At 63.3% G+C, this 19,870-nt stretch carries 18 protein-coding genes; 9 read left to right on the forward strand and 9 right to left on the reverse strand.

The window, feature by feature from the left end; all coding sequences use genetic code 11:
- The first annotated feature begins 249 nt into the window (after nt 1-249).
- The 5 genes from K5X80_RS12355 to K5X80_RS12375 all read left to right on the forward strand — a co-directional run bounded on the left by K5X80_RS12355 (nt 250) and on the right by K5X80_RS12375 (nt 4,717).
- Nucleotides 250-1,719: a vWA domain-containing protein gene (locus K5X80_RS12355; RefSeq protein WP_222558023.1), complete on the forward strand. Its 1,470-nt coding sequence runs from the start codon at nt 250-252 to the stop codon at nt 1,717-1,719.
- A 53-nt stretch (nt 1,720-1,772) separates the two neighbouring features.
- Nucleotides 1,773-2,507: an OmpA family protein gene (locus K5X80_RS12360; protein ID WP_222558024.1), complete on the forward strand. Its 735-nt coding sequence runs from the start codon at nt 1,773-1,775 to the stop codon at nt 2,505-2,507.
- A 127-nt stretch (nt 2,508-2,634) separates the two neighbouring features.
- Nucleotides 2,635-3,213 carry a helix-hairpin-helix domain-containing protein gene (locus K5X80_RS12365; protein WP_222558025.1) on the forward strand — a complete coding sequence of 193 codons (579 nt, stop codon included), beginning with the start codon at nt 2,635-2,637 and terminating at the stop codon, nt 3,211-3,213.
- A gap of 95 nt (nt 3,214-3,308) precedes the next feature.
- Complete coding sequence (locus K5X80_RS12370) at nt 3,309-3,551, forward strand: hypothetical protein (protein ID WP_222558026.1); 243 nt, start codon at nt 3,309-3,311, stop codon at nt 3,549-3,551.
- A 173-nt stretch (nt 3,552-3,724) separates the two neighbouring features.
- Complete coding sequence (locus K5X80_RS12375; RefSeq protein WP_222558027.1) at nt 3,725-4,717, forward strand: HpcH/HpaI aldolase/citrate lyase family protein; 993 nt, start codon at nt 3,725-3,727, stop codon at nt 4,715-4,717.
- 23 nt (nt 4,718-4,740) lie between these two features.
- Here the strand turns inward: K5X80_RS12375 and K5X80_RS12380 are convergent, their stop codons facing one another.
- From K5X80_RS12380 to K5X80_RS12390, 3 genes are all read right to left on the reverse strand, one after another.
- Nucleotides 4,741-5,193, reverse strand: a complete 453-nt coding sequence (locus K5X80_RS12380; protein WP_222558028.1) for a lipocalin-like domain-containing protein — start codon at nt 5,191-5,193, stop codon at nt 4,741-4,743.
- 130 nt (nt 5,194-5,323) lie between these two features.
- Nucleotides 5,324-6,103: an SDR family oxidoreductase gene (locus K5X80_RS12385; protein WP_222558029.1), complete on the reverse strand. Its 780-nt coding sequence runs from the start codon at nt 6,101-6,103 to the stop codon at nt 5,324-5,326.
- Nucleotides 6,104-6,160: 57 nt separating this feature from the next.
- A complete protein-coding gene (locus K5X80_RS12390; protein ID WP_222558030.1) occupies nt 6,161-8,302 on the reverse strand; it encodes an acetate--CoA ligase family protein in 2,142 nt (713 codons plus the stop codon).
- A gap of 265 nt (nt 8,303-8,567) precedes the next feature.
- Here K5X80_RS12390 and K5X80_RS12395 point away from each other — a divergent pair, with 265 nt between their 5' ends.
- Nucleotides 8,568-9,560 (forward strand): cyclase family protein, encoded by a 993-nt coding sequence (locus tag K5X80_RS12395; RefSeq protein WP_222558031.1) that lies wholly within the window; start codon nt 8,568-8,570, stop codon nt 9,558-9,560.
- Between the two features lie 63 nt (nt 9,561-9,623).
- Here the strand turns inward: K5X80_RS12395 and K5X80_RS12400 are convergent, their stop codons facing one another.
- The 3 genes from K5X80_RS12400 to K5X80_RS12410 form a co-directional block, all read right to left on the reverse strand.
- A complete protein-coding gene (locus K5X80_RS12400) occupies nt 9,624-9,896 on the reverse strand; it encodes a hypothetical protein (protein ID WP_222560503.1) in 273 nt (90 codons plus the stop codon).
- A gap of 127 nt (nt 9,897-10,023) precedes the next feature.
- Complete coding sequence (locus K5X80_RS12405) at nt 10,024-10,839, reverse strand: ferredoxin--NADP reductase (RefSeq protein WP_222558032.1); 816 nt, start codon at nt 10,837-10,839, stop codon at nt 10,024-10,026.
- Complete coding sequence (locus K5X80_RS12410; protein WP_222558033.1) at nt 10,839-11,288, reverse strand: hypothetical protein; 450 nt, start codon at nt 11,286-11,288, stop codon at nt 10,839-10,841. Before K5X80_RS12410 ends, K5X80_RS12405 begins: the two co-directional genes overlap by 1 nt.
- Nucleotides 11,289-11,519: 231 nt before the next feature.
- On the opposite strand from K5X80_RS12410, the gene K5X80_RS12415 reads away from it, so the two are divergent.
- The 3 genes from K5X80_RS12415 (at nt 11,520) to K5X80_RS12425 (ending at nt 14,305) form a co-directional block, all read left to right on the forward strand.
- Nucleotides 11,520-12,194 (forward strand): TetR/AcrR family transcriptional regulator, encoded by a 675-nt coding sequence (locus K5X80_RS12415; RefSeq protein WP_222558034.1) that lies wholly within the window; start codon nt 11,520-11,522, stop codon nt 12,192-12,194.
- A 99-nt stretch (nt 12,195-12,293) separates the two neighbouring features.
- The gene (locus K5X80_RS12420; RefSeq protein ID WP_222558035.1) at nt 12,294-13,763 is read left to right on the forward strand and encodes an FAD-binding protein; all 1,470 of its coding nucleotides are present in this window, start codon (nt 12,294-12,296) and stop codon (nt 13,761-13,763) included.
- Nucleotides 13,764-13,777: 14 nt separating this feature from the next.
- A complete protein-coding gene (locus K5X80_RS12425; RefSeq protein WP_222558036.1) occupies nt 13,778-14,305 on the forward strand; it encodes a VOC family protein in 528 nt (175 codons plus the stop codon).
- 83 nt (nt 14,306-14,388) lie between these two features.
- On the opposite strand, the gene K5X80_RS12430 is transcribed toward K5X80_RS12425, so the two are convergent.
- The 3 genes from K5X80_RS12430 to K5X80_RS12440 form a co-directional block, all read right to left on the reverse strand.
- On the reverse strand, nt 14,389-15,171 hold the full coding sequence (locus K5X80_RS12430; RefSeq protein WP_222558037.1) for an SDR family NAD(P)-dependent oxidoreductase: 783 nt from the start codon (nt 15,169-15,171) through the stop codon (nt 14,389-14,391).
- Nucleotides 15,172-15,590: 419 nt separating this feature from the next.
- The gene (locus K5X80_RS12435) at nt 15,591-17,717 is read right to left on the reverse strand and encodes an oxidoreductase (protein WP_222558038.1); all 2,127 of its coding nucleotides are present in this window, start codon (nt 17,715-17,717) and stop codon (nt 15,591-15,593) included.
- A gap of 63 nt (nt 17,718-17,780) precedes the next feature.
- Nucleotides 17,781-19,760, reverse strand: a complete 1,980-nt coding sequence (locus K5X80_RS12440; protein WP_222558039.1) for a pyrroloquinoline quinone-dependent dehydrogenase — start codon at nt 19,758-19,760, stop codon at nt 17,781-17,783.
- Nucleotides 19,761-19,870: the final 110 nt, after the last annotated feature.

The raw sequence follows: 19,870 nt of genomic DNA on the forward strand, positions 1-19,870 counted from the left end.
GAACTTTTCACCGTCCATGCCAAGCACTTGGAGGGGGCCAAACACTTGGAGGGGATTGTGATGCGCCTTGCCAGATTGACCGCTGCCACCTGCCTTGCCGCCCTCCTCGCCGGATGCGCCGCGCAACAGCAAAGCGAACGCGTCTCCAGCGCGGGGCAAAGGCCGGATCAGGCCACGAGCGACCACGCGCCTCCCCCTCCGCCACCGCCTCCCCCATCGGCGGCAGAAACGCTCAGGCAGGCATCCCCGATGGCGAACATCGCCATGGAACGCCGGATGCCGGGCTACTACGTGCCGCCGGTGATCGTCCCCGGCAAACGGGACAACGAACGCTATGACGGGAAGGAAGTCTCCCCCGTCAAACTGGCCATATCCGAACCGGTTTCGACCTTTTCCGTGGATGTCGACACCGGGGCCTATGCCAACAGCCGCCGCTTCCTCTCGCAAGGCGCGCTGCCGCCCAAGGATGCCGTGCGGACCGAGGAGATGATCAACTATTTCCGCTACGCCTATCCGGCCCCGGCGGCGAAAACCACGCCGTTCACTGTCACCACCGATGTTGCGCGAACACCATGGAATCCTGAAACGCGCCTGCTGCGTATCGGGTTGCGCGGCTACGATCTGGCTCGTTCGGCCCGCCCGCCGGCCAATCTCGTTTTCCTCGTCGATGTGTCGGGTTCGATGTTCAGCGCCGACAAGCTGCCGCTGGTTAAGACCGCGCTCTCCGGCCTCGCCGGGGAACTGGGACCGCGGGACAAGATTGCGATCGTCGCCTATGCCGGGGCCGCCGGGCTGGTGCTCGAACCCACGAACGACACCCGCAAAATTCGCGATGCACTGGAAAAATTGCGCGCGGGCGGTTCCACCGCCGGCGGCGCGGGCTTGCAGCTTGCCTATCAGATCGCGCGTGACAGCCGCATCGAAGGTGGGGTGAACCGGGTGATCCTGGCCACCGATGGCGATTTCAACGTCGGTGTCAGCGACAACAAGGCGCTGATCGAGATGGTCGAAAAGCAGCGTGACAGCGGCATCACTCTCACCACGCTCGGCTTCGGCACAGGCAATTACAACGAAGCGATGATGGAGCAGATCGCCAATCACGGAAACGGCAATTACGCCTACATCGACAGCGCGCTGGAAGCCCGCAAGGTTTTGAACGATGAAATGGCCTCCACGCTGTTCACCATCGCCAAGGATGTGAAGATCCAGGTGGAATTCAATCCGGCCGAAGTCAGCCAGTATCGCCTGCTAGGCTACGAAAACCGCGCTTTGCGCGAAGAAGATTTCGACAACGACAAGGTTGATGCCGGCGAAATCGGTGCCGGGCACCAGGTGACGGCGATCTATGAAATCGTTCCCGCCCATGCCAGGGGATGGATCGCGCCGCGCCGTTATGGCGACGCCCCGCCTGCCGCCGCCACGGCCCGGGCGGGCGAACTGGCCTTTGTCAAACTGCGCTACAAGCTGCCCGATGGCGATACCTCGCGCCTGATCGAGCGGACCGTGCCCGCCGCCGGACTGCGCACTGCTGCGCTTCCCACCGGCGATATGGCCTTTGCCGCGGCCGTGGCCGCATTCGGGCAGAAATTGCGCGGCGATCCTCTGCTGGGCAATTTCTCCTATGCGGATATCGGCGCCTTGGCGGGCAGGCAGACCGATTTCTGGCGGCAGGAATTCATCCGTCTGACGGGCGTGGCAGGGGGTATCGCCACCAATTGATCGCACGGCCGATTGCGCTTTCCCCTGCTTCCCCCGGCGGTTAAGGATGGGCCATGCGGACCGGCCACACCATCCCCCTCGTCGCAGGTGCCTGCCTCACGGCGGCAATGGCTGTGGCCGCATCGCACTGGGGCGCGGCCGCTATCGCGCAACGCCTCGAAGCACAATCGCGGCAAGCGCTGGCCAGTGCCAACGCCCCGGGTGTGACCGCCCGTTTCCTTATTCGCCAATGGCCGACCCGCCATCCCACATTGGAAGGCGGGGAGAAACTGAACGAATCCGCCCGCACCCGCGCGGCAGTGGCCGTGGCGGCCATTCCCGGCGTGGGCGGGGTTCATTGGGCCGATGGCACCAGCCTGGGCATCGTCACCCCCGCCACTCGGCCGCTGCATTGCCAGGACGACGTCGACGCGCTGCTTCACGCCCGCACGATCCGGTTCGAGGAGGCGAGCAGCGCCATCGATCCGCGCAGCCTCGATCTGGTGAACGAAGTCGCCACCGCGCTACGCCCATGCCTCGGCAGCGTGATCGCCATTATCGGCCACACCGACAGTTCCGGTAACGAACGGCGCAATATCGCCCTGTCGCGAGAGCGCGCGGAAGCCGTTCGGGAAGCGCTGATCGAACGCGGCATCCCGGAAGAAGGCCTGCGTGCCAGCGGGATCGGCTCCAGCCGCCCCGTGAACGGGCTCGATTCCAACGATCCGGCCAATCGGCGAATCGAATTTTCGGTGATCGAGAAAGTGCCGCTGCGCCCCACACCGGTCGATGCGCCCGGTCCACGATAGGACAACCCGCGCCATGCCCATCTGGTTGGAACTTCTCGTCCTCGCGCTGATCGCCTATGGCGTCGGCCTGACCATCGGCTGGGCGATCTGGGCCCGACCCGGCGGCGAATTGGGAGGAAAGGAATAAATGACGGTGCTGTTGGAACAATACTGGTGGGTGCTGGTCATCGCGTTGCTGATCGGCGTGGCCGTGGCTTGGGCCATTTTTGGGCGAGCCACAAAAACGCGCGTTGAAACAACCATTTCCCCCGATGTTCTCGATGAAGGCGCAGCACCCGCGCGGCGCAACCAGGCGTTGATCGATGCGCCGCCAGCAACACAGGCCGCCAAACCGCATACCCCCAGCGCCGCACCGGTTCAGACCACCGAGCCCCAGCCCGCTCCGCCCCCGCCAGTTCCGCCTGTCCCTGCGCCCGAAACAGCCCCGGCGCAGCCGGCCGCGCCGCAAGCTGCGGCATCGACTGGCGCTGGAGATGATCTCACCCGGATCAAGGGGTTAGGGCCGAAACTTTCACAATTGCTGCAATCCCTGGGGATTACCCGATTCGACCAGATTGCTGCCTGGAGCGACAGCGATATCGACCGGATCGATGCGCAGCTTGGGAAGTTTCAGGGGCGTATCCGGCGCGATAACTGGGTGGAACAGGCCGGTTATCTCGCCAAAGGGGATACCGCCGGCTTCGAAGGGCGGTTCGGCAAGATCTGACTCTTGTACGCTCCGTGCCATCGGCACGCCGCCGCGCTCTGCCGCTGCGGCGCTTTGTCATGGCGCGACTCGTCAGAAACGGGTATAAAGGCCCAATGGTGGAGAAGCAGAGCATCCACGGGACCATCCCATCGGCCACACCGCAGAACCTGTTGTTCGGCTTGTGGATGCTGCCCGTTCATATGACCGCCGCCTGCTGGGAAAGCTGGATGGTGGTGTCCGATGGGTTTTGCCGGACCGTTTTCCGCCCCGGCGCCTGCCTCGAACGGGAAAAGAAAAACCATCTGACCGTTCCGACCGCCATCCGCGATAGCCGCGAACAGGATTTGTTCGCCTGACATCTGCGCCTGGGATCGCCGGGCCATTATCTCCCTGGCTTCCACATTTCCAAGGAAGCCGCTCCTCCTGATGGGGAAATACGGGCTCGACGCAGGGGCCGCTACGGCGCTAGGGCCATTGCGCGGCCTTCCCGCGCGCAAAGCATCCAGCAAGCAAGCAGGCAGATAAATCCATGAGCCACCCGGTGCATCCCAACGACGCCCTCTACGAAGGCGAACGCCAATCGCCCGTGATTCCGGCGGTCGATCACTATGCCGGAGCCGAGAAGCTGATCCGCAAGGCGCTGGCGCTACAGGAAGAACTGGGCCCGATCTTCGACGTGACGGGCGATTGCGAAGACGGCGCGGCTGCGGGCGAGGAAGAAGCGCATGCGCGCATGGTCGCCGATCTGATCGCTTCCGAAGCCAACGGGTTCGGCCAGCTCGGCATGCGCGTCCACGCCCCGCACCACCCCGCATGCCTGCCCGATATCGATATCCTGCTGGACCGGGCGGGCGACCGGGTGGCCCATATCACTATCCCCAAAGCGACATCGGCGGCGGAACTGGCGGCCGTGATCGACCATATCCGCGAAGGCTGCGCCCGGCGTGGGATCGCCCGTGAAATCCCCGTTCACGCGCTGGTGGAAACGCATGGGGCGCTGGCCGATGTGTGGCAGATGGCCGCGCTGCCGTGGATGCGCGTGCTCGATTTCGGGCTGATGGATTTCATTTCCGCGCATGATGGCGCCATTCCTGCCAGCGCCATGCGCAGCCCCGGCCAGTTCGAACACAAGCTGCTGATCCGGGCCAAGGCCGAAATGGTCGCGGCGGCCCTCGCCCACGGTCTGGTCGCCGCGCACAATGTCTGTCTCGATCTCAAGAATCCCGATGTGGTGCGTGGCGATGCCACGCGCGCGCGCATGGAGTACGGTTTCCAGCGAATGTGGAGCATCTATCCCGCACAAATCCAGCCCATCGTGGAAGCGATGCGGCCGGATTACAGCGAGGCGGAAGATGCCGCCGCCGTGCTGCTGGCCGCGCAAGCCGCCAGTTGGGGCCCGATCCAGTACAAGGGTGAACTCTACGACCGGGCCAGCTATCGCTACTACTGGAAGACTCTCCAGCGGGCGCGGTTGTCGGGCCTCGCCATCGGGGCGGAAGCGGAACAGGCGTTTTTCGCCTGACCGCCCCCGGCAGGCAAATTGCCTCAGTGCCCCGGCAGCGTGCCTGAATTGCGGCGGCGCCAGGTAATACGAACCAGATCTTCGCCCACTTCGGCTTCGAGATAGAGCAGATCATCTTCGAAAGCGTAATGCCGCGGCTGATCCACTGCGGCGAAATTGGGATACCATGCCCCCGTGACGTGGTGAGTGACGATACCCGCCGCTGCATCCACGCTGAACGTCCCGAAATAACCGGAATAGGCCCGCACGGATTGCCCCAGATCGGCATCCGACACGGCATAGATATTCGGTTCGGAAAACAGCGGGCGATTGGCCATCGACAAATGGCAGCTCATATGGCCATCCGCCGTGTACATAATGATGCCGATTGCATCTTCGCCGAACGGCACGCTTTCGGTGCCATCGGGGTGATATGTGGTCCAGCGGACCAGTTCCCACCCGCCGATCAGCTTCTGAACGACCTGTTGCTCATTCATCGCAGGTGGGGTCAACCGGGGTGGCAAGCCAGTCATGCGCCTGCCCTTTTCACTGCATTACAAATCTCAGGAAACATCAACAACATCCTCAAATCCTTACTATATACCCCCGATCCGATTTGGCGAGAGATCAGAATGTGCCCGGATAGGCCCCGCCATCGAGCAGGATGTTCTGCCCGTTGATATAGGCTGCCTGCTGGCTGGCGAGAAACGCGCAAGCCGCGCCGAATTCCTCTGGCTGGCCCAGCCTGCCGGTGGGATTGGCGGCGCCCATTGCGTCCCATGCCTGTTCGGTGGTGATGCCTTTGCTTTGCGCCGTGGCTTGCGCCAATGCGCGCAGGCGACTGGTTTCGAACTGGCCGGGCAGCAGATTGTTGATTGTCACTCCATCGCGCGCCACTTCGCGCGCAAGGCCGGCGATAAAACCGGTCAGCCCCGTACGCGCCCCGTTGGAAAGCCCCAGCAGAGCGATCGGTGCTTTCACCGCGCCCGAAGTGATATTGATAATCCGGCCCCAGCCCTTGCGGCGCATCGGGCCGATCACTTCGCGGATCAGCATGATCGGAGTGACCATGTTGGCCGACAGCGCGGCCTGCCAGTCCCCTTCGTCCCAATCGACGAAATTGCCCGGTGGCGGCCCCGCCGCATTGGTGATGACGATATCGGGCTCGGGGCAGGCTTCCAACAGGGCCGTGCGCCCGGCGGGCGTGGTCACATCAGCGGCCACGCGGGCCACAGTGCGGCCCAGCCTTGCTGAAAGGGCATCGGCCACCTGGGCGAGCTTGCTCTCATCCCGGCCATTGAGCACGACATCGACGCCCGCTTCGGCCAGCGCCACGGCACATGCGTGCCCCAGCCCCTGCGACGACCCGCACACGATCGCACTGCGCCCCGCGATGCCCAGATCCATCTTACGCTCCTGTCTCGCCCATCCGGGGGCGAGACTTCGGCAAGCGTGGATGGGATGTCAATGGTGGCCGTTGTCTTCCGCGCCTTCGAGGATGACCAGCGCATCGGCCGCTACCGCGCGGCCATTGGCCACACGCACCGGGTTGACGTCCACTTCCGAGATTTCCGGCAGTTCGAGCGCCATCTGGCCCAGCCCGAGGACCGTGGCGACCACGGCATCGATTTCGGCCGGTTCGAGGCCGCGCCGGGCCGATGTGATGCGGCCGTCGCACAGGCTGGCGACGACTTTGCGCGCCATATCGGCATCGAACGGCGGGCGAAGCATGGCGACTTCGGCCAGCACTTCCACGAGCACCCCGCCCATGCCGACGACCACGATCGGACCGAACGACAGGTCGCGCTTGATCCCGCAGGTCAGTTCCATACGCGCAGGGACCATTTCCTGCACGAGGATGCCCGACAGTTCCACATGCGGCGCACCGCGCGCCACGTCCTGCAACATGGCTTCTGCTTCGGCCTTGACCGCGCCCGCTTCCAGACCGAGGCGCAGGCCGCCCACGTCCGACTTGTGCATCAGTTCGGGGCTCATGTACTTGATCGCGACCTTGCCGCCGATTTCGGCCGCCGCCGCATCCGCTTCTTCCGGCGTCGCGACAAGCTTTTCACGCGTCACGGGGATGCCGTATTCGGCGAAGAGCTGCTTGCCTTCGTGTTCCATCAACACTTTGCGGCCGCCCATGGATTCAAACAGCGCACGCATACGCGCAATCCGCGCTTCGTCCTTGGCCGGGGCGCGCACGACGGAGGGCTTGTCCAGCGATTGGCGCACCAGCGCGCCGAGCGGGCGCACGGCGCGCGACGGATCGAGATAGAGCGGCGTCCCGGCCTCGGAGACCTTGTCCACCAGCCCGGTGCAGAGGATCGACACCGGCTTGTCGGTACCCTTGTCACCATCGATCAGAGCCTGGATGAATTCCAGAGTGTGATCCCAGGTCACGCAGGTGATGAGATCGACCGAAGGGCTCTTGCCCAGATGCTCCATGATACCCACCGCCGCATGTTGATGTGCGACGATCTGCGCCGTGGTGTCGAGCGGGTTGGCCATGCTCCCGAAGAACGGCTGCGGCATCACCGCTTCCAGTTGCGCCTGTTCCTCGGCCGGGAGTTCCGGCACCGTCAGCCCCACCTGATCCGCTTCGTCGGTCAGCAGCACGCCCGCGCCGCCCGAGGTGGTGAGAACGGCCAGCCGGCGCCCCTTGGCGCGCTTGCCGGTTTCGAACATCAGCCCGAGATCGAGCATTTCCTGCATCGTTTCAGCGATATGCACGCCATACTGGGCACATACGGCGTAGAGCACATCGGCCGAACCGGTGATGGAGCCGGTATGACTCATCGCGGCGCGGGCTGCTTCTTCCGAACGGCCAGCTTTGAGCAGCACGATCGGCTTGTCCAGTTCCAGCGCGCGTTCGGCGGTTTCAATGAAGATATCCGGATCGCGCAGGGTTTCGATGCAAACCAGCAGCACTTTGACTTCAGGCCGTTCGATCAGGTGGCGGCACACCATGGATACGTTGCAATTGACTTCGTTGCCGGTCGAAACGAACCAGCCCACGCCCAGCCCGGCGCGCATCGCCATCAGCGAGATGTAGGAGCCGAAGCCGCCGCTTTGCGAAACCAGCGCAGTGCCGCCTGCCTTGGGCAGCGGGGAATCGGGGGTGATCGCGAAATTCGCCATCACACCGCCGTGCATGTTGAAATAGCCGATGCAGTTGGGGCCGATAATGCGGATACCGGTGCGGGCGGCAATGTCAGCCAGCCGTTCCTGCAAAGCCGCGCCTTCGTCCCCCACTTCGGCAAAGCCGGATGTGACCACGACCGCGCCGCCGATCCCGGCGGCGGCGGCGGCTTCGACCATGTCAGGCACCATGTGCGCGGCCACGGCAACAACCGCCATATCGACCGCTTCGGGCAGATCGCTGAGTGCGGCATAGGCTTTCACGCCCATGATTTCCGGTTCGGACGGGTGGATCGGATAGAGCGCACCATCGAAAGCGCGCTTGAGATTGGCGAAGAGCAGCCCGCCGATACGATGCGCCGTGTTGGACGCGCCGATCAATGCAATCGAACGCGGCGAAAGCAGCCGGTCCATTGCGGAACGGTCGCCCTGGCTGGCATCATTCTGAATCTGGCTGGCGGACATGGTCTCTCCTTGTGTTCCATCGGCTGCCCCGCAGCTGTCGGGGCCGGAATTACGCCTCAGCCCCTGCATAGGCGAAGCGCACTTGGCAAGCCGCTTTCTCGCGAAGCGGCCCTATCGGGCAATCAGCTTCCGCTCATATGCAACCGTTCGCCCTGCCGCAAGCGGGGCGCAATCCACAACCGCGCGGACCAGGCATCATATTTGCCTTTGACAGATGCCCCACCTTGCCACACCCCCGCATCGCACGGAGCAGAGGAGGACGAGGATGCGCTGGAAACAACGGCCGGAAGGATCGAACTGGGGAGATTTCGGCCCGGATGACCAGTTCGGCCGGATGAACTTGCTGACTCCTGAACGCAGGCTGGCGGGCATTCGCGAAGTGCGCGAAGGGATCGCTTTCACTCTGTCGCTTCCGCTCGATTACCCCGGCCCGATGATCGACATGCGCAAACCGCCGCGCCTGTTCGTCGAACAGGTCGATGGCATCCCGGCCTACAATCAGGTCAGCGACCACTGTTCCGATGTCATGTGCGATGACGGGGTGGTGCTCTACACCCAGTTTTCCACCCAGTGGGACGCACTAGCGCACATGGGCCAGCAATTCGATGCGGATGGCGACGGGATTGCGGAAAAGGTGTTCTACAACGGCTATCGCGCGGACGAGCATCTGCTGGGCCCAGACCATCCGGATGGCCCCTATGCCAAGGCACTGGGCATCGAAAACATGGCCGTGACCGGGGTTCAGGGCCGCGGTATCATGCTCAATTTCAAAGCGATGTTCGGCACCGGCTACCGCCGGGTCGGCTATGACGATCTGATGCGCACGATCGAAGTGCAGAATGTGGATGTTCGGCAGGGCGATTTCCTGCTGATGCACACAGGCTATGACGAAGCGGTGCTGTCGATGAACCGGCGACCCGACAGGAGCAAACTCGATGCTCTCGGCGCGGGTCTCGACGGGCAGGATGCGCGTTTGCTCCGCTGGATCGACGACAGCGGCATCGTCGCCATCTGCTCCGACAATCTCGCCGTCGAAGCCTACGACTGGAATTCCCCGCCGGGTGCCGGGCATGCGATCCTGCCGATCCATGAACTATGCCTGTTCAAACTCGGCATCCACCTCGGCGAACTGTGGCAGCTTTACGAACTGGCCGACTGGCTACTGGCGCATGATCGCAGCGCTTTTCTGCTCACCGCTCCGCCGCTCAGGCTCCCCGGCTCTGTTGGATCGCCCGCCACCCCCATCGCCACGGTCTGAGGGACACCTCGGCGGCAAAGCTGGATGGTATTTTTAGTGTGGAGACAGGCTCAAGCCCGCCGGTCAATCCCGCCGGGGCGGGCCTCCCCGGCCGGCATCGGTCACATCGTCATCGTGCCCGCTCTTGTCACTGAAAAAAGCCAGAGCGAACAACCCGCAGCCCAGCAGGACCGAAAAGAACACACCCAGAATGCTTGCAATCACGGTGTGAAGAGTAAGCGAATCCATTGCGGCGAGATAGGCAATCGCACCGACAACCATAAGCACGGCCGCCAGCGCGATCCATTTGAGCATGCGCCGGAATTCCTGTGCGGCGTCCCGCTTGTGCGTTACCATGCTTGCCAGTCCTCTTGTCTGCCGCAGGAGCCTGGACGGCAGCGGTCAAACAATATGGCCCCGTATGCGCCATATTCGCACATGGGGCCGTTGTGGCAATGGGGCAAATTGCCGCAGGGGCCAGAGGTCAATCGACGAAAGCACGCTCGATCACGAATTCACCCGGCGCGGCGTTGGAACCTTCGCTAAAGCCGAGGCCCGCCAACCGTTCCTGAAATTCGCGGATCATGGCCATGCTTCCACAGAGCATCACGCGATCGAGTTCTGGCGTGAAATGGCGCGGCCCGGTCAACATCCGCTCGAACAGACGGCCGCTGTCGATCAGAGTCCCGATCCGTCCGGTGGTGCGAAACGCTTCGCGCGTCACGGTCGGCAGATAGTGGAATTGCAGCAGCGCCTGATCCCCGACCAGCGGATCGCCCGCAAGCTGGCTTTCCAGCTCCTGTCGGAACGCGAGATCGCTGACGCGGCGCACGCTGTGGACGAGCAGGATTTCGGTGAAACGCTCGTAGAGATCGGGATCGCGCGCCAGGCTCAGAAACGGGGCAAGGCCCGTGCCAGTGGAAAGCAGGAACAACCGCCTGCCCGGCAGCAAGGCATCGGCCACCAGCGTCCCGGTAGGCTTCCGCCCCAGATAGATCTGGTCGCCCGGCTGAATCTTCTGCAAATGCGATGTCAGCGGCCCATCGGGCACTTTGATCGACAGAAATTCCAATTCTTCGGCATAGGCCGGGCTGGCGAGCGAGTAGGCGCGCAACAACGGGCGCCCTTCCCCGGGCAGGCCGATCATCACGAATTCGCCCGAACGAAACCGGAATGACGGCGGCCGCGTGATCGTGAAGCTGAACAGGTGTTCGTTCCAATGGCGGACAGATCGTACTTCCTCCACCGTCAAAGCACCGGACGGCGGCAAATGCGCCTTGCCGGCGAGGCGATCGCTCATCACTTTTCTTCCTTCAGGGACTCTCGGACAAGGCCGGCACAGTCGAACCCGGCAGCTATGAATTTGGCCATGGCCGCAGTCAGCGCATCGGCTGTGGCGTTGAGGACATCGTCATCCACCAGGAACGCCAGCGTTTCGCGCATATGATCGCGCCGCCCCAGCGCAATATCGCGCCACAGGCCGAGCAGGATCGCCTCATCCTCCATGATCCGTGCATATTCCATCGGTGCGAGCGAGAGTTGCACCAGCGCATCCCGGTTGAGCAGTGCCATAGCCAGATGGAAGTCGGGCAAGGCGGCAATCGCATTGATCGCGGTGAAGCCTCGGCACAGCGCCATGGGCGGGCACAGATTCTTTGCAATCGCATGCGACCATCCGCGCATCGCCCAGAGCAGGAAGCGTTCCCCATTTTCAAGGCGGCCAACGGGCTGGTCCAGATAGATATACATCGCCTTCTCCTGTGCGGGCATAGTGCGGATTGAGGGCGAGGAGCGATGCACCAGGATATCCACGGGCAACGCCATCCTCTGCTTGGCAACATGTCTCGCATATATGCAAATGACTCGCAATAACATAATTGCGAGTCATTTGAGCTTGCCCCGAACGGTGAATTTTTCCCGATACTGGAAAACCGATTCCCACTTTTCCGCGCAATGTTCTACGCATGCCCACCACACGCCATGACCGAAACCGCCCCCACTCTCCCCGCTGCCCCGAAACGCAAACGCGGGCGCCCGGCCGGACGCACGGCATCGCAGGAAGAAAGCCTGCGCCAGACGCGGACCGCGATCCTGACCGCGGCAGCGCACCTGCTGAGCAGGAAATCCTATAGCGAAACGACCATCGACGATATTATCCGCACCGCCGGGATCGGGCGGACGACGTTCTACCTCCACTTCGAATCCAAACTCGCGCTGGCCACCGCGATTTATGAAGGCATCGCCGACGACTGGCAGAACCTCTGCCTAGAACTGGGCGATATCGCTCCGTCAGACGTGGACGGCCTGTGCGCATGGATCGACAAGCTCAGCCAACTCTATGTCGAACACGGCTATGTCTCGCATCTGGTGTTGCAACTGCCGGTGTTCGAACCTGATTTCGAACGGCGTCTGCGGGATGAACGCAACGCACTGATCGATCGCCTCGGATCGGCGGGAATCGGAGGCTTCGCGGCGGCTGCCATGACACCGGCCACTGGCCCACTCTCGCGCGAACGGGCACGCGCGCATCTCCTGCTGGTTCGTCTGGATCACTTATGCAGCGATCATTCGCGCCGCAGCCTGTGGTCGGCGCAGGACATGGCGACACAGGTGCGGCTGGTGGCCGAAGAACTGGCGGCGTTCCTTTCAACCTGAGCCCCACGCAGCCTGATGCCGCCCGCAGCAAATCATATTTGACCGAACTTACAGTTCACCCTATTTCTTCCGTCAGCGAAGAGATGAGGATGAAAGGTAATGGCGCAGGACAATCCGCTGCTGCTGGACGCAGCGACGGTCGCATCGTGGGATCAGACGGCGGATATCGTCATCGTCGGATGCGGGATGGCGGGCGCATGCGCCGCGATCGAGGCTCGCAACGCGGGCGCTTCGGTTATCGCCATCGAACGCAGCAGCGGCTGCACGGGCACTACCTCGGCCGCAGCCGGGCATTTCTACCTCGGCGGCGGCACCGCCGTGCAGAAAGCCTGTGGGTTCGATGATGATCCGGAAGACATGGCGCGTTATCTGGCCGCCGTGTCGATCAGGCCGGATGAGGAGAAAATCCGGCTTTATGCGCACGGCAGCGTCGCCCATTTCGACTGGCTGGAGCAACAGGGCGTGCCGTTCGACCGCTCGTTCTACCCGGAAAAGAGCGTGGTCCAGCCGACCCGCGAATGCCTGATCTGGACCGGTAACGAACAGGTCTGGCCTTATCGCGATCACGCCAGGCCCGCCCCGCGCGGACACAAGGTCGCTTTCGATGGCGAGGAAGGCGGCGGAGCACTGGCCCTGCGTATTCTCACCGATGCCGCCACCGCGCTGGGTGCCGAAATCCTGACAGACAGCAAAGTGGAAGCCCTTGTCAGCAATGATGCCAGCGATGGTTCGCGCATTGTCGGCGTGCGCCTGCGCAACTTCGGTGAAACGCGGTTCATTCGGGCACGCAAGGGGGTGATCCTCGCCGCCGGGGGCTTTGGCCAGAACGCCGAGATGGTGGCCATGCATGTTCCCATCCTCCAATCCGCTTTCGTGCAGGGCAGCCCTTATGATGACGGCCTGGCCATCCAATTGGGCGCAGCGGCCGGCGGGGTTACGGAGTTCATGGACGAACCGTTCATCACCTCCCCGTTCTATCCGCCGCAGGACCTGCTGAAAGGGGTGCTGGTCAACGGCGAAGGCAAGCGGTTCGTGGCTGAGGATTCCTATCACAGCCGAACCGGCCTCATCTCGACACGGCAACCGGGCGGCACCGTTTACCTGATCGTGGACGCCGAGATCTTCGCCTATCCGCGCTTTGCCGAACTGACCAACCAGAGGCTGGTCGACGGTTATGAGACGATCGCCGAAATGGAAGCCGGGCTGAAACTGTCCGCAGGCAGCCTGCAGGCGACCATGGCCTCCTACAACGCCCACGCCGCGAATGGCGAGGACCCGGAATTCCACAAGTATCCCAAGTGGATCAAACCGCTCGACAAAGGGCCTTATGCCGCGTTCGATCTGTCGTTCGGTACGGCGGTCTATACCGGGTTCACACTGGGCGGGCTCAAGGTTTCCGCCGATGGCGAAGTGCTCGATGCCGCCGGCGCGGCAGTTCCGGGCCTTTATGCCGCTGGCGCCTGCGCTTCCAATCTTGCACAAGACAGCATCAGCTACGCATCGGGCACATGCCTTGGCGAAGCATCCTTCTTCGGCCGCCGCGCCGGACTCCACGCCGCGAATTCATAAGGGAGAGTATCAGTATGGCGCAGCTCAAGTACGGGCAGATCATCCAGCTCGGCTACATCGTGAAAGACCTCGATGCCGGCATCCAACACTGGATGGACACCATGGGTATCGGCCCATGGACGGTGTTCCGCAATGTCACGATGGAAGGCGTTTACTGCGGTGAGCCGACCACGGTGAAAATGGACGTGGCGATGGGCTATCAGAACGAAATGCAGGTCGAACTGATCCAGCAGACCAGCGACACTGCTTCACCCTATCGCACAGCGGACGGCGAACCGATCCTCGGCCTGCACCACATCGCCTGGCTGACCGAAAATCTCGACAAGGATGTGCAACAGGCGGAAGCAGACGGCTGCACCACGATTTTCCGCGCCCAGAATCCCGGCACCCGCGTCGCCTATCTCACTCTGCCAGATGAAGCGAACACGCGTATCGAATTCATCGAAAGCGCCGCAACGGCGGAACTGATCCGTTCCGGAATCGTTGCAAGCAAGGAATGGGATGGCAGCAATCCTGTCACCGTAATCGATTTCGGGGCGTGAACGACGCCCCTTCAGGAGAGGGACGGACAGCACTCGCGACCCGGCTGCCCGTTCCTCTTTTTTCTGAAATGCGCTGAGGCCGGTCAGGCGGCGAAAGCGCCGCCGATATCCGCCATCGACGGATTGCGACGCAGCGTCTGCCCGCCGCTCACATGAATCACCTGCCCGGTTACGAAACCGGCCTCGTCACCCGCCAGCCAGACCGCGGCATCGACCACATCCTTCTTCACGCCGGGCCGCCCCAGCGGGATTTCACGGCCATAAAGCGCCTGCAAGGCAGGCAGATGCAGGCCCCCGCCCGACATCGGAGCATCGGCAATACCGCCCGGCGCCAGCGAATTGGCCCGGATGCCCCGCGCGCCGAATTCGTTGGCGATGCAGCGCATCACATGTTCCATCCCGGCCTTGGTGCCCATGTAGGCGGCGTGATCGTCCATCATGATCGTGGCAGTGACGGAAGAAATCTGGATCAGGCTGCCGCCATCGGAAAGCACGCGCAGCAAATCCTGGAAGAAGCGGAACGGGCCGGTGAACTGCAAAGCCGCCATGGCCTGCAATTCTTCTTCGGTCGTTTCGAGGAACGGCTTCAGCAGACCCCAGCCGGTGGAATTGATCCCGATATCGATCCCGCCGAGAGCCCCGGCCGCCCCTTCGACCGTGCGATCGATGGATGCCATATCGGTAAGATCGCAGACGAACCCGGCAACACCCAGTTCCTTGGCCAGCGCGGCCGTGTTGTCCGGATTGCGCCCGGCAATCGCCACCGCCGCCCCTTCGGCCAGAAAGCGCTCTGCCAGGGCGAGCCCCAGATTGTCCCGGTTCACCCCGAGGATCAGGGCCTTCTTGCCCGCCAGCCGCTGCGTCATGCTTTCATCGCTCCCAATTCTTTGTTCGCCGGATGGCCCGGCCCGGGGCGAGAATTATGGCAGACTACGAGTCCTGTCAAATTCTGGCGGACGATCCGCCAGCCCTGCCCGGAAGCCCGCCGGGCCACTGCCGCGAGGCAGGATGTGTCAGTTTTAAGTTGATCCAGAACGCGGGTCTTGTTTCGGTGATTTCTCTTTTATTACAAATGCCTGCGGACATTCCGTGTGACTTTCCAAAGGCATTTCGTCAACGGCGACGCACGCCGTCGCGATGCCCCCGAATCTGATCCGGAACGAAGCAGTCCGGGCTGCTTTGCGGCATTCGCAATGGCTGTGGAGGAGACCATCCCTCCTCCATGGCAGGTCAGGCGCAGGTAGGAAAACGGTTTGACACCGGCCCGCCCACCAGCGGCGAAACTCTAGCCGATCCGATCCACCAGATCGCCCGCCCCGCGCATCGCCCCTTCGATATAGTTCACCCCCAACGCATCCCCAATGGCGTGTACGGTGAAGCCTTGCGCTTCAAGCTGCTGCGCCAGCGACAGATCGCCGGTTGCGCCCTGCGCCACGATCACCTGATCGCACGGCACGGACTGCGCCTGACCGCTCTCGTTCACAAAAGTGACGGCATCGGCACCGATGCGGATATCGGCAACGCCGCCACGCAGATCGATGCCGTGTTCGCGCAATTCCGCGATCAACCGCATCCGGCGGACCACGGTGAGACCGCGCCCGAGACTCTGCTGTTCATCCAGCACTGTCACCTGCCGCCCGCGTTCGCCCAGGAATTCCGCCAGTTCGAGCCCGACCAGTTCCCCGCCGATAACCACCACGCGCTGGCCCAGCGGCATCCATTGATGCGTCGCCTTGCGCACGAATTCGAGATTGTCGGTGATCCCGGTTACCGCGCCGATCCGGGTCGCCGTACGGGCGAGCCAGCCCGTCTTGCGCTTCAGTTCGTCCGAGCTTTGCCCCATCATCAACTGGCGCATATCGTCGCCTGACAGGACATGCGGCTGATCCGATCCGGGGATCGGCGGCATGGCCCGCCGGGCCCCTGTCGCCACAACCACTTCATCGGGCCTGAGCGAGCGGAGCAATTCCGGGGTCGCCTCGGTCCTCAGGCGCACGTCCACGCCGGACTTCCCGATCTGTCGCTGCAACCAGTTGAGCAACCGTTCGTTCGCGGGATAGGCGAGCGAGGCGAACCGCAGCGTGCCACCCAGCTTGTCGCCCTTTTCCAGCAGGACCACATCGTGCCCGGCTGCATCCAGCCGCCGCGCGGATTCCATTCCGCCGGGGCCGCCGCCGATCACCACCACGCGCTTGCGCGGCGTCGCGCCGTCAGCCCTGGCACGGCGCAAGTATTCGAGGCCCGTCGCCGGATTGACCGCGCAACGGGTGGAAATGTTGACATAGATCGCGCTGATGCAGGTGTAGCAGTAGATGCACGGCAGCACATCGTCCGCCCGCCCTTCGGTGAGTTTGCGGGGCAGATGGGGATCGGCCAGCATCTTGCGCCCCATGGCCACGAAATCGAGGCTGCCATCGGCAATCGCCTTGTCGCCCACTTCGGGCTCGATCCGGCCCGAAGCGATCACCGGCACGTTTACCGCAGCCTTGATCTGCGCGGCGAAAGGAATGTTGAGCCCGGGCTCATGCGGGGTGTGCGATCCCGAATGCAGCTTGAGCTGGTCGGTATCGTGATAGGCCGTCACGCAAATGGCGTCGACACCGGCCGCTTCGGCCTGCTGCGCGTTCCAGATCGCCTCCTCGATCGTGAGCCCGCCTTCCTTGCCGACTTCGCGGGAATCGAGCTTGCACCACACCGGAAAATCGGGGCCGACCGCCGCGCGCACCGCGCGGATCACTTCCAGCAGGAAGCGGATCCGGTTTTCGCGCGACCCGCCGTATTCGTCGGTGCGCTGATTGGTCTTGGGGGAGATGAAGGAAGACAGCAGATAACCGTGCCCCCCGTGGATTTCCACCGCATCGAACCCCGCCTTCTTCGCCCGCACGCCCGCTTCGGCGAACTGGCGGACCACCAGCGCGATATCTTCCACCGTCATGATCTTGAGCGTGATCGGCGCGCTGGGCTTGGCCATCTGCTCGATTTCCTCGGGCAGGAACGCCGTGACCATATTGCCCTTGGGCGCGGGCGGCACGTTCGGCACCCACAGCGGGCGGCCTTCGATCATATCGACCTGCGCCACCGGCCCGCCATGGTGAATCTGCGCCGCGATCTTGCTGCCATGGGCATGAACCGCGCTGGTCAGCGCGGTCAGGCCCGGCAGGAAGCGGTCATCCGAAATCGCGATCTGCCTGAGCAGATTGCTGCCGACCGGCCATGCAACGCCAGCCACCCCGGTGATGATGAGGCCCACGCCCCCCTTCGCCTGCTCCTCATGATAGCGGATGATCCGTTCGCCGCAGTGGCCATCGGGTTCCGCCATGCTGACCCCCATGGCGGGAACGGCGATCCGGTTGCGCACAACCATGGAGCCGATCCGCCCTTCCGAAAGCAGGTGGGGAAGCGTGTTTGCCATATTCTATCCTCTCATCCCGATGCCTCTCATCCCGTGTCTTCCGACGTGCCGGCGCGGTTCCCGTCAGGAACCTTCCGGCAGCGCGAAAGCGACAAGGGAATCGCCCAGCTTCGTCCCCATGAACTTATGGCCGCCTGCCGCGATCACGACATACTGGCGCCCGTTCTTCTTGAGACGGTAGGTCATCGGGGTGGACTGTCCGCCAGCCGGCAGGCGCGCGCGCCAGACGACTTCACCCGTCTTGATATCATAGGCGCGGATATACTGGTCGGAGGTCGCGCCGATGAAGATCAGTCCCGAACCGGTCACGACCGAACCGCCCATGTTGGGCACGCCCAGCTTGAACCACAGCGGAAACGGGGCCTGATCGCGCGCCGTGCCCAGAGGCACGTTCCACAGGACTTGGCCCGCCTTGAGATCGATAGCCATCAGCTTGCCCCAGGGCGGCCGGTTGCACGGCGCACCGAAGGGCGAAAGCAGCGGCTTCATCGTCAGGCCGTAAGGCGCGCCCTTGGTCGGGATGATGCGTTCCCCCGCCTTGGTGCGCGCTTCGATTTCCGCCTGCGGAATCAGCTTCATGATCGCCGCCACCTGAGTGGTGTTGGCGACCAGGATGCCGCGCTGCTGATCGACCGAAACGCTGCCCCAGTTGGATGCCCCCATGAAGCTGGGGAACTGGATCCAGCCGCGGGTCGACGGCGGAGTGAACAGGCCCTTGTAATCGTAGGAGCGGAAAGCCTCCTTGCACTTCGATTTGTCATAGGGCGTGAAGCCCCACATGTCGTCCTCGGTCAGATCGGGATCGCGGACGATGAAAGCCTTGTTGACCGGGAAAGGCTGGGTCGGGGCCAGCTTTTCGCCCGGCACGCCGCCCTGCGGCACGGGGCGTTCCTCCACCGGGAACAGCGGCTTGCCCGTCCGCCGGTCGAGAATGAAGATATGGCCGACCTTGGTCGCCTGCGCCAGCGCGGGCACTTTGCCCGCAGCGGTGGGCAGATCGAACAGCACCGGCTGCGAGGGGATATCGTAATCCCACACGTCATGGTTGACCGTCTTGAAGTGCCATTTCACTTCGCCTGTCGCACCGTCCAGCGCCACCACGGCGCTGGAATAGTAATCCAGGCCCCGGCGATCGCCGCCGAAGTGATCCGGCGGCGCGTTGCCCATCGGCACATAGACCATGTTCAATGCCGGATCGGCCGACATCGGCGCCCACGAATTGGGTGTCGAACGGACGAAATTTTCCCCTTCGGGCGCATCCGCCGTATCCGACATGCCCGGCGGCAGGGCATTCCACGACCATGTCGGCTGCCCCGTGTGGATATCGAACGCGCGGATCACGCCTGCGGGCATATCGGTGCGGATATTGTCCGCGATCCGGCTGTTGGTGACGATATTGGTGCCGATCACCACCGCGGGCGAGGAAATGGACACGTCGCCGCGTTCGTACTGGCCCAGATCGGGCTTGAGATCGACGACACCCTTCACGCCCCAATCCTGGCATACTTTACCGGTGGCGGAATCGAATGCGAGCAAGCGGCCGTCGAGCGTTCCGGCGAAGATCTTGCCCGCGCAGAGTTCGCCTTCGGCCACTTTCGCATCGCGGGCATAGGTCACGCCGCGGCAGCTCAGCAGGTAGGTGCTGAAATTGTCGGATTTCGGTTCGGCCCCCCAGATTTCCTTGCCCGTTTCCGGATCGATCGCGGCGATACGCCCGCCACCGGAACAGACGTAGAGGCGCGATTCCGCCAGAATGGGCGTTCCCTCCAGCGTCGGCGAGGAGAATTCCGGCGGATTCTTGATCATGCCGATGTTGTAGGTCCACGCCGGTTTCAGCGCCCAGACGTTCTCCGGCGTGATCTGGGTCAGCGGCGAATAGCGCGATCCGCCCGGATCGTTGCCCCAGGCATCCCACCCGGCCAGAGGCCCGGAATAATCGATTGCCGGGTTTGCCCGGAACACGTTGGCCTGCCACGCCCATGCGAGTCCGGCCACACCGGCCACCACCGCACCTGCAAGCAAAAGCTTGTTACGACGCGCCATATCCCCTCCCAGTAAAGCTAGCGATTTTTATACTCGGGTCCGGCATTACCTGTTGCGGAAAGGCTTGCCAATGGCGTCCGGAAATTTGTGCAACCGGCGCTGTCGGCGGC

Origin of the sequence: Caenibius sp. WL (genome assembly GCF_019803445.1) — a bacterium.
Taxonomy (GTDB): domain Bacteria; phylum Pseudomonadota; class Alphaproteobacteria; order Sphingomonadales; family Sphingomonadaceae; genus Caenibius.

Coding starts and splice junctions, on each gene's coding strand:
- K5X80_RS12355 (WP_222558023.1), top strand. CDS start 250: ATGGCGAACATCGCCATGGAACGCCGGATGCCGGGCTACTACGTGCCG.
- K5X80_RS12360 (WP_222558024.1), top strand. CDS start 1,773: ATGCGGACCGGCCACACCATCCCCCTCGTCGCAGGTGCCTGCCTCACG.
- K5X80_RS12365 (WP_222558025.1), top strand. CDS start 2,635: ATGACGGTGCTGTTGGAACAATACTGGTGGGTGCTGGTCATCGCGTTG.
- K5X80_RS12370 (WP_222558026.1), top strand. CDS start 3,309: ATGGTGGAGAAGCAGAGCATCCACGGGACCATCCCATCGGCCACACCG.
- K5X80_RS12375 (WP_222558027.1), top strand. CDS start 3,725: ATGAGCCACCCGGTGCATCCCAACGACGCCCTCTACGAAGGCGAACGC.
- K5X80_RS12380 (WP_222558028.1), bottom strand. CDS start 5,193: ATGAATGAGCAACAGGTCGTTCAGAAGCTGATCGGCGGGTGGGAACTG.
- K5X80_RS12385 (WP_222558029.1), bottom strand. CDS start 6,103: ATGGATCTGGGCATCGCGGGGCGCAGTGCGATCGTGTGCGGGTCGTCG.
- K5X80_RS12390 (WP_222558030.1), bottom strand. CDS start 8,302: ATGTCCGCCAGCCAGATTCAGAATGATGCCAGCCAGGGCGACCGTTCC.
- K5X80_RS12395 (WP_222558031.1), top strand. CDS start 8,568: ATGCGCTGGAAACAACGGCCGGAAGGATCGAACTGGGGAGATTTCGGC.
- K5X80_RS12400 (WP_222560503.1), bottom strand. CDS start 9,896: ATGGTAACGCACAAGCGGGACGCCGCACAGGAATTCCGGCGCATGCTC.
- K5X80_RS12405 (WP_222558032.1), bottom strand. CDS start 10,839: ATGAGCGATCGCCTCGCCGGCAAGGCGCATTTGCCGCCGTCCGGTGCT.
- K5X80_RS12410 (WP_222558033.1), bottom strand. CDS start 11,288: ATGTATATCTATCTGGACCAGCCCGTTGGCCGCCTTGAAAATGGGGAA.
- K5X80_RS12415 (WP_222558034.1), top strand. CDS start 11,520: ATGACCGAAACCGCCCCCACTCTCCCCGCTGCCCCGAAACGCAAACGC.
- K5X80_RS12420 (WP_222558035.1), top strand. CDS start 12,294: ATGGCGCAGGACAATCCGCTGCTGCTGGACGCAGCGACGGTCGCATCG.
- K5X80_RS12425 (WP_222558036.1), top strand. CDS start 13,778: ATGGCGCAGCTCAAGTACGGGCAGATCATCCAGCTCGGCTACATCGTG.
- K5X80_RS12430 (WP_222558037.1), bottom strand. CDS start 15,171: ATGACGCAGCGGCTGGCGGGCAAGAAGGCCCTGATCCTCGGGGTGAAC.
- K5X80_RS12435 (WP_222558038.1), bottom strand. CDS start 17,717: ATGGCAAACACGCTTCCCCACCTGCTTTCGGAAGGGCGGATCGGCTCC.
- K5X80_RS12440 (WP_222558039.1), bottom strand. CDS start 19,760: ATGGCGCGTCGTAACAAGCTTTTGCTTGCAGGTGCGGTGGTGGCCGGT.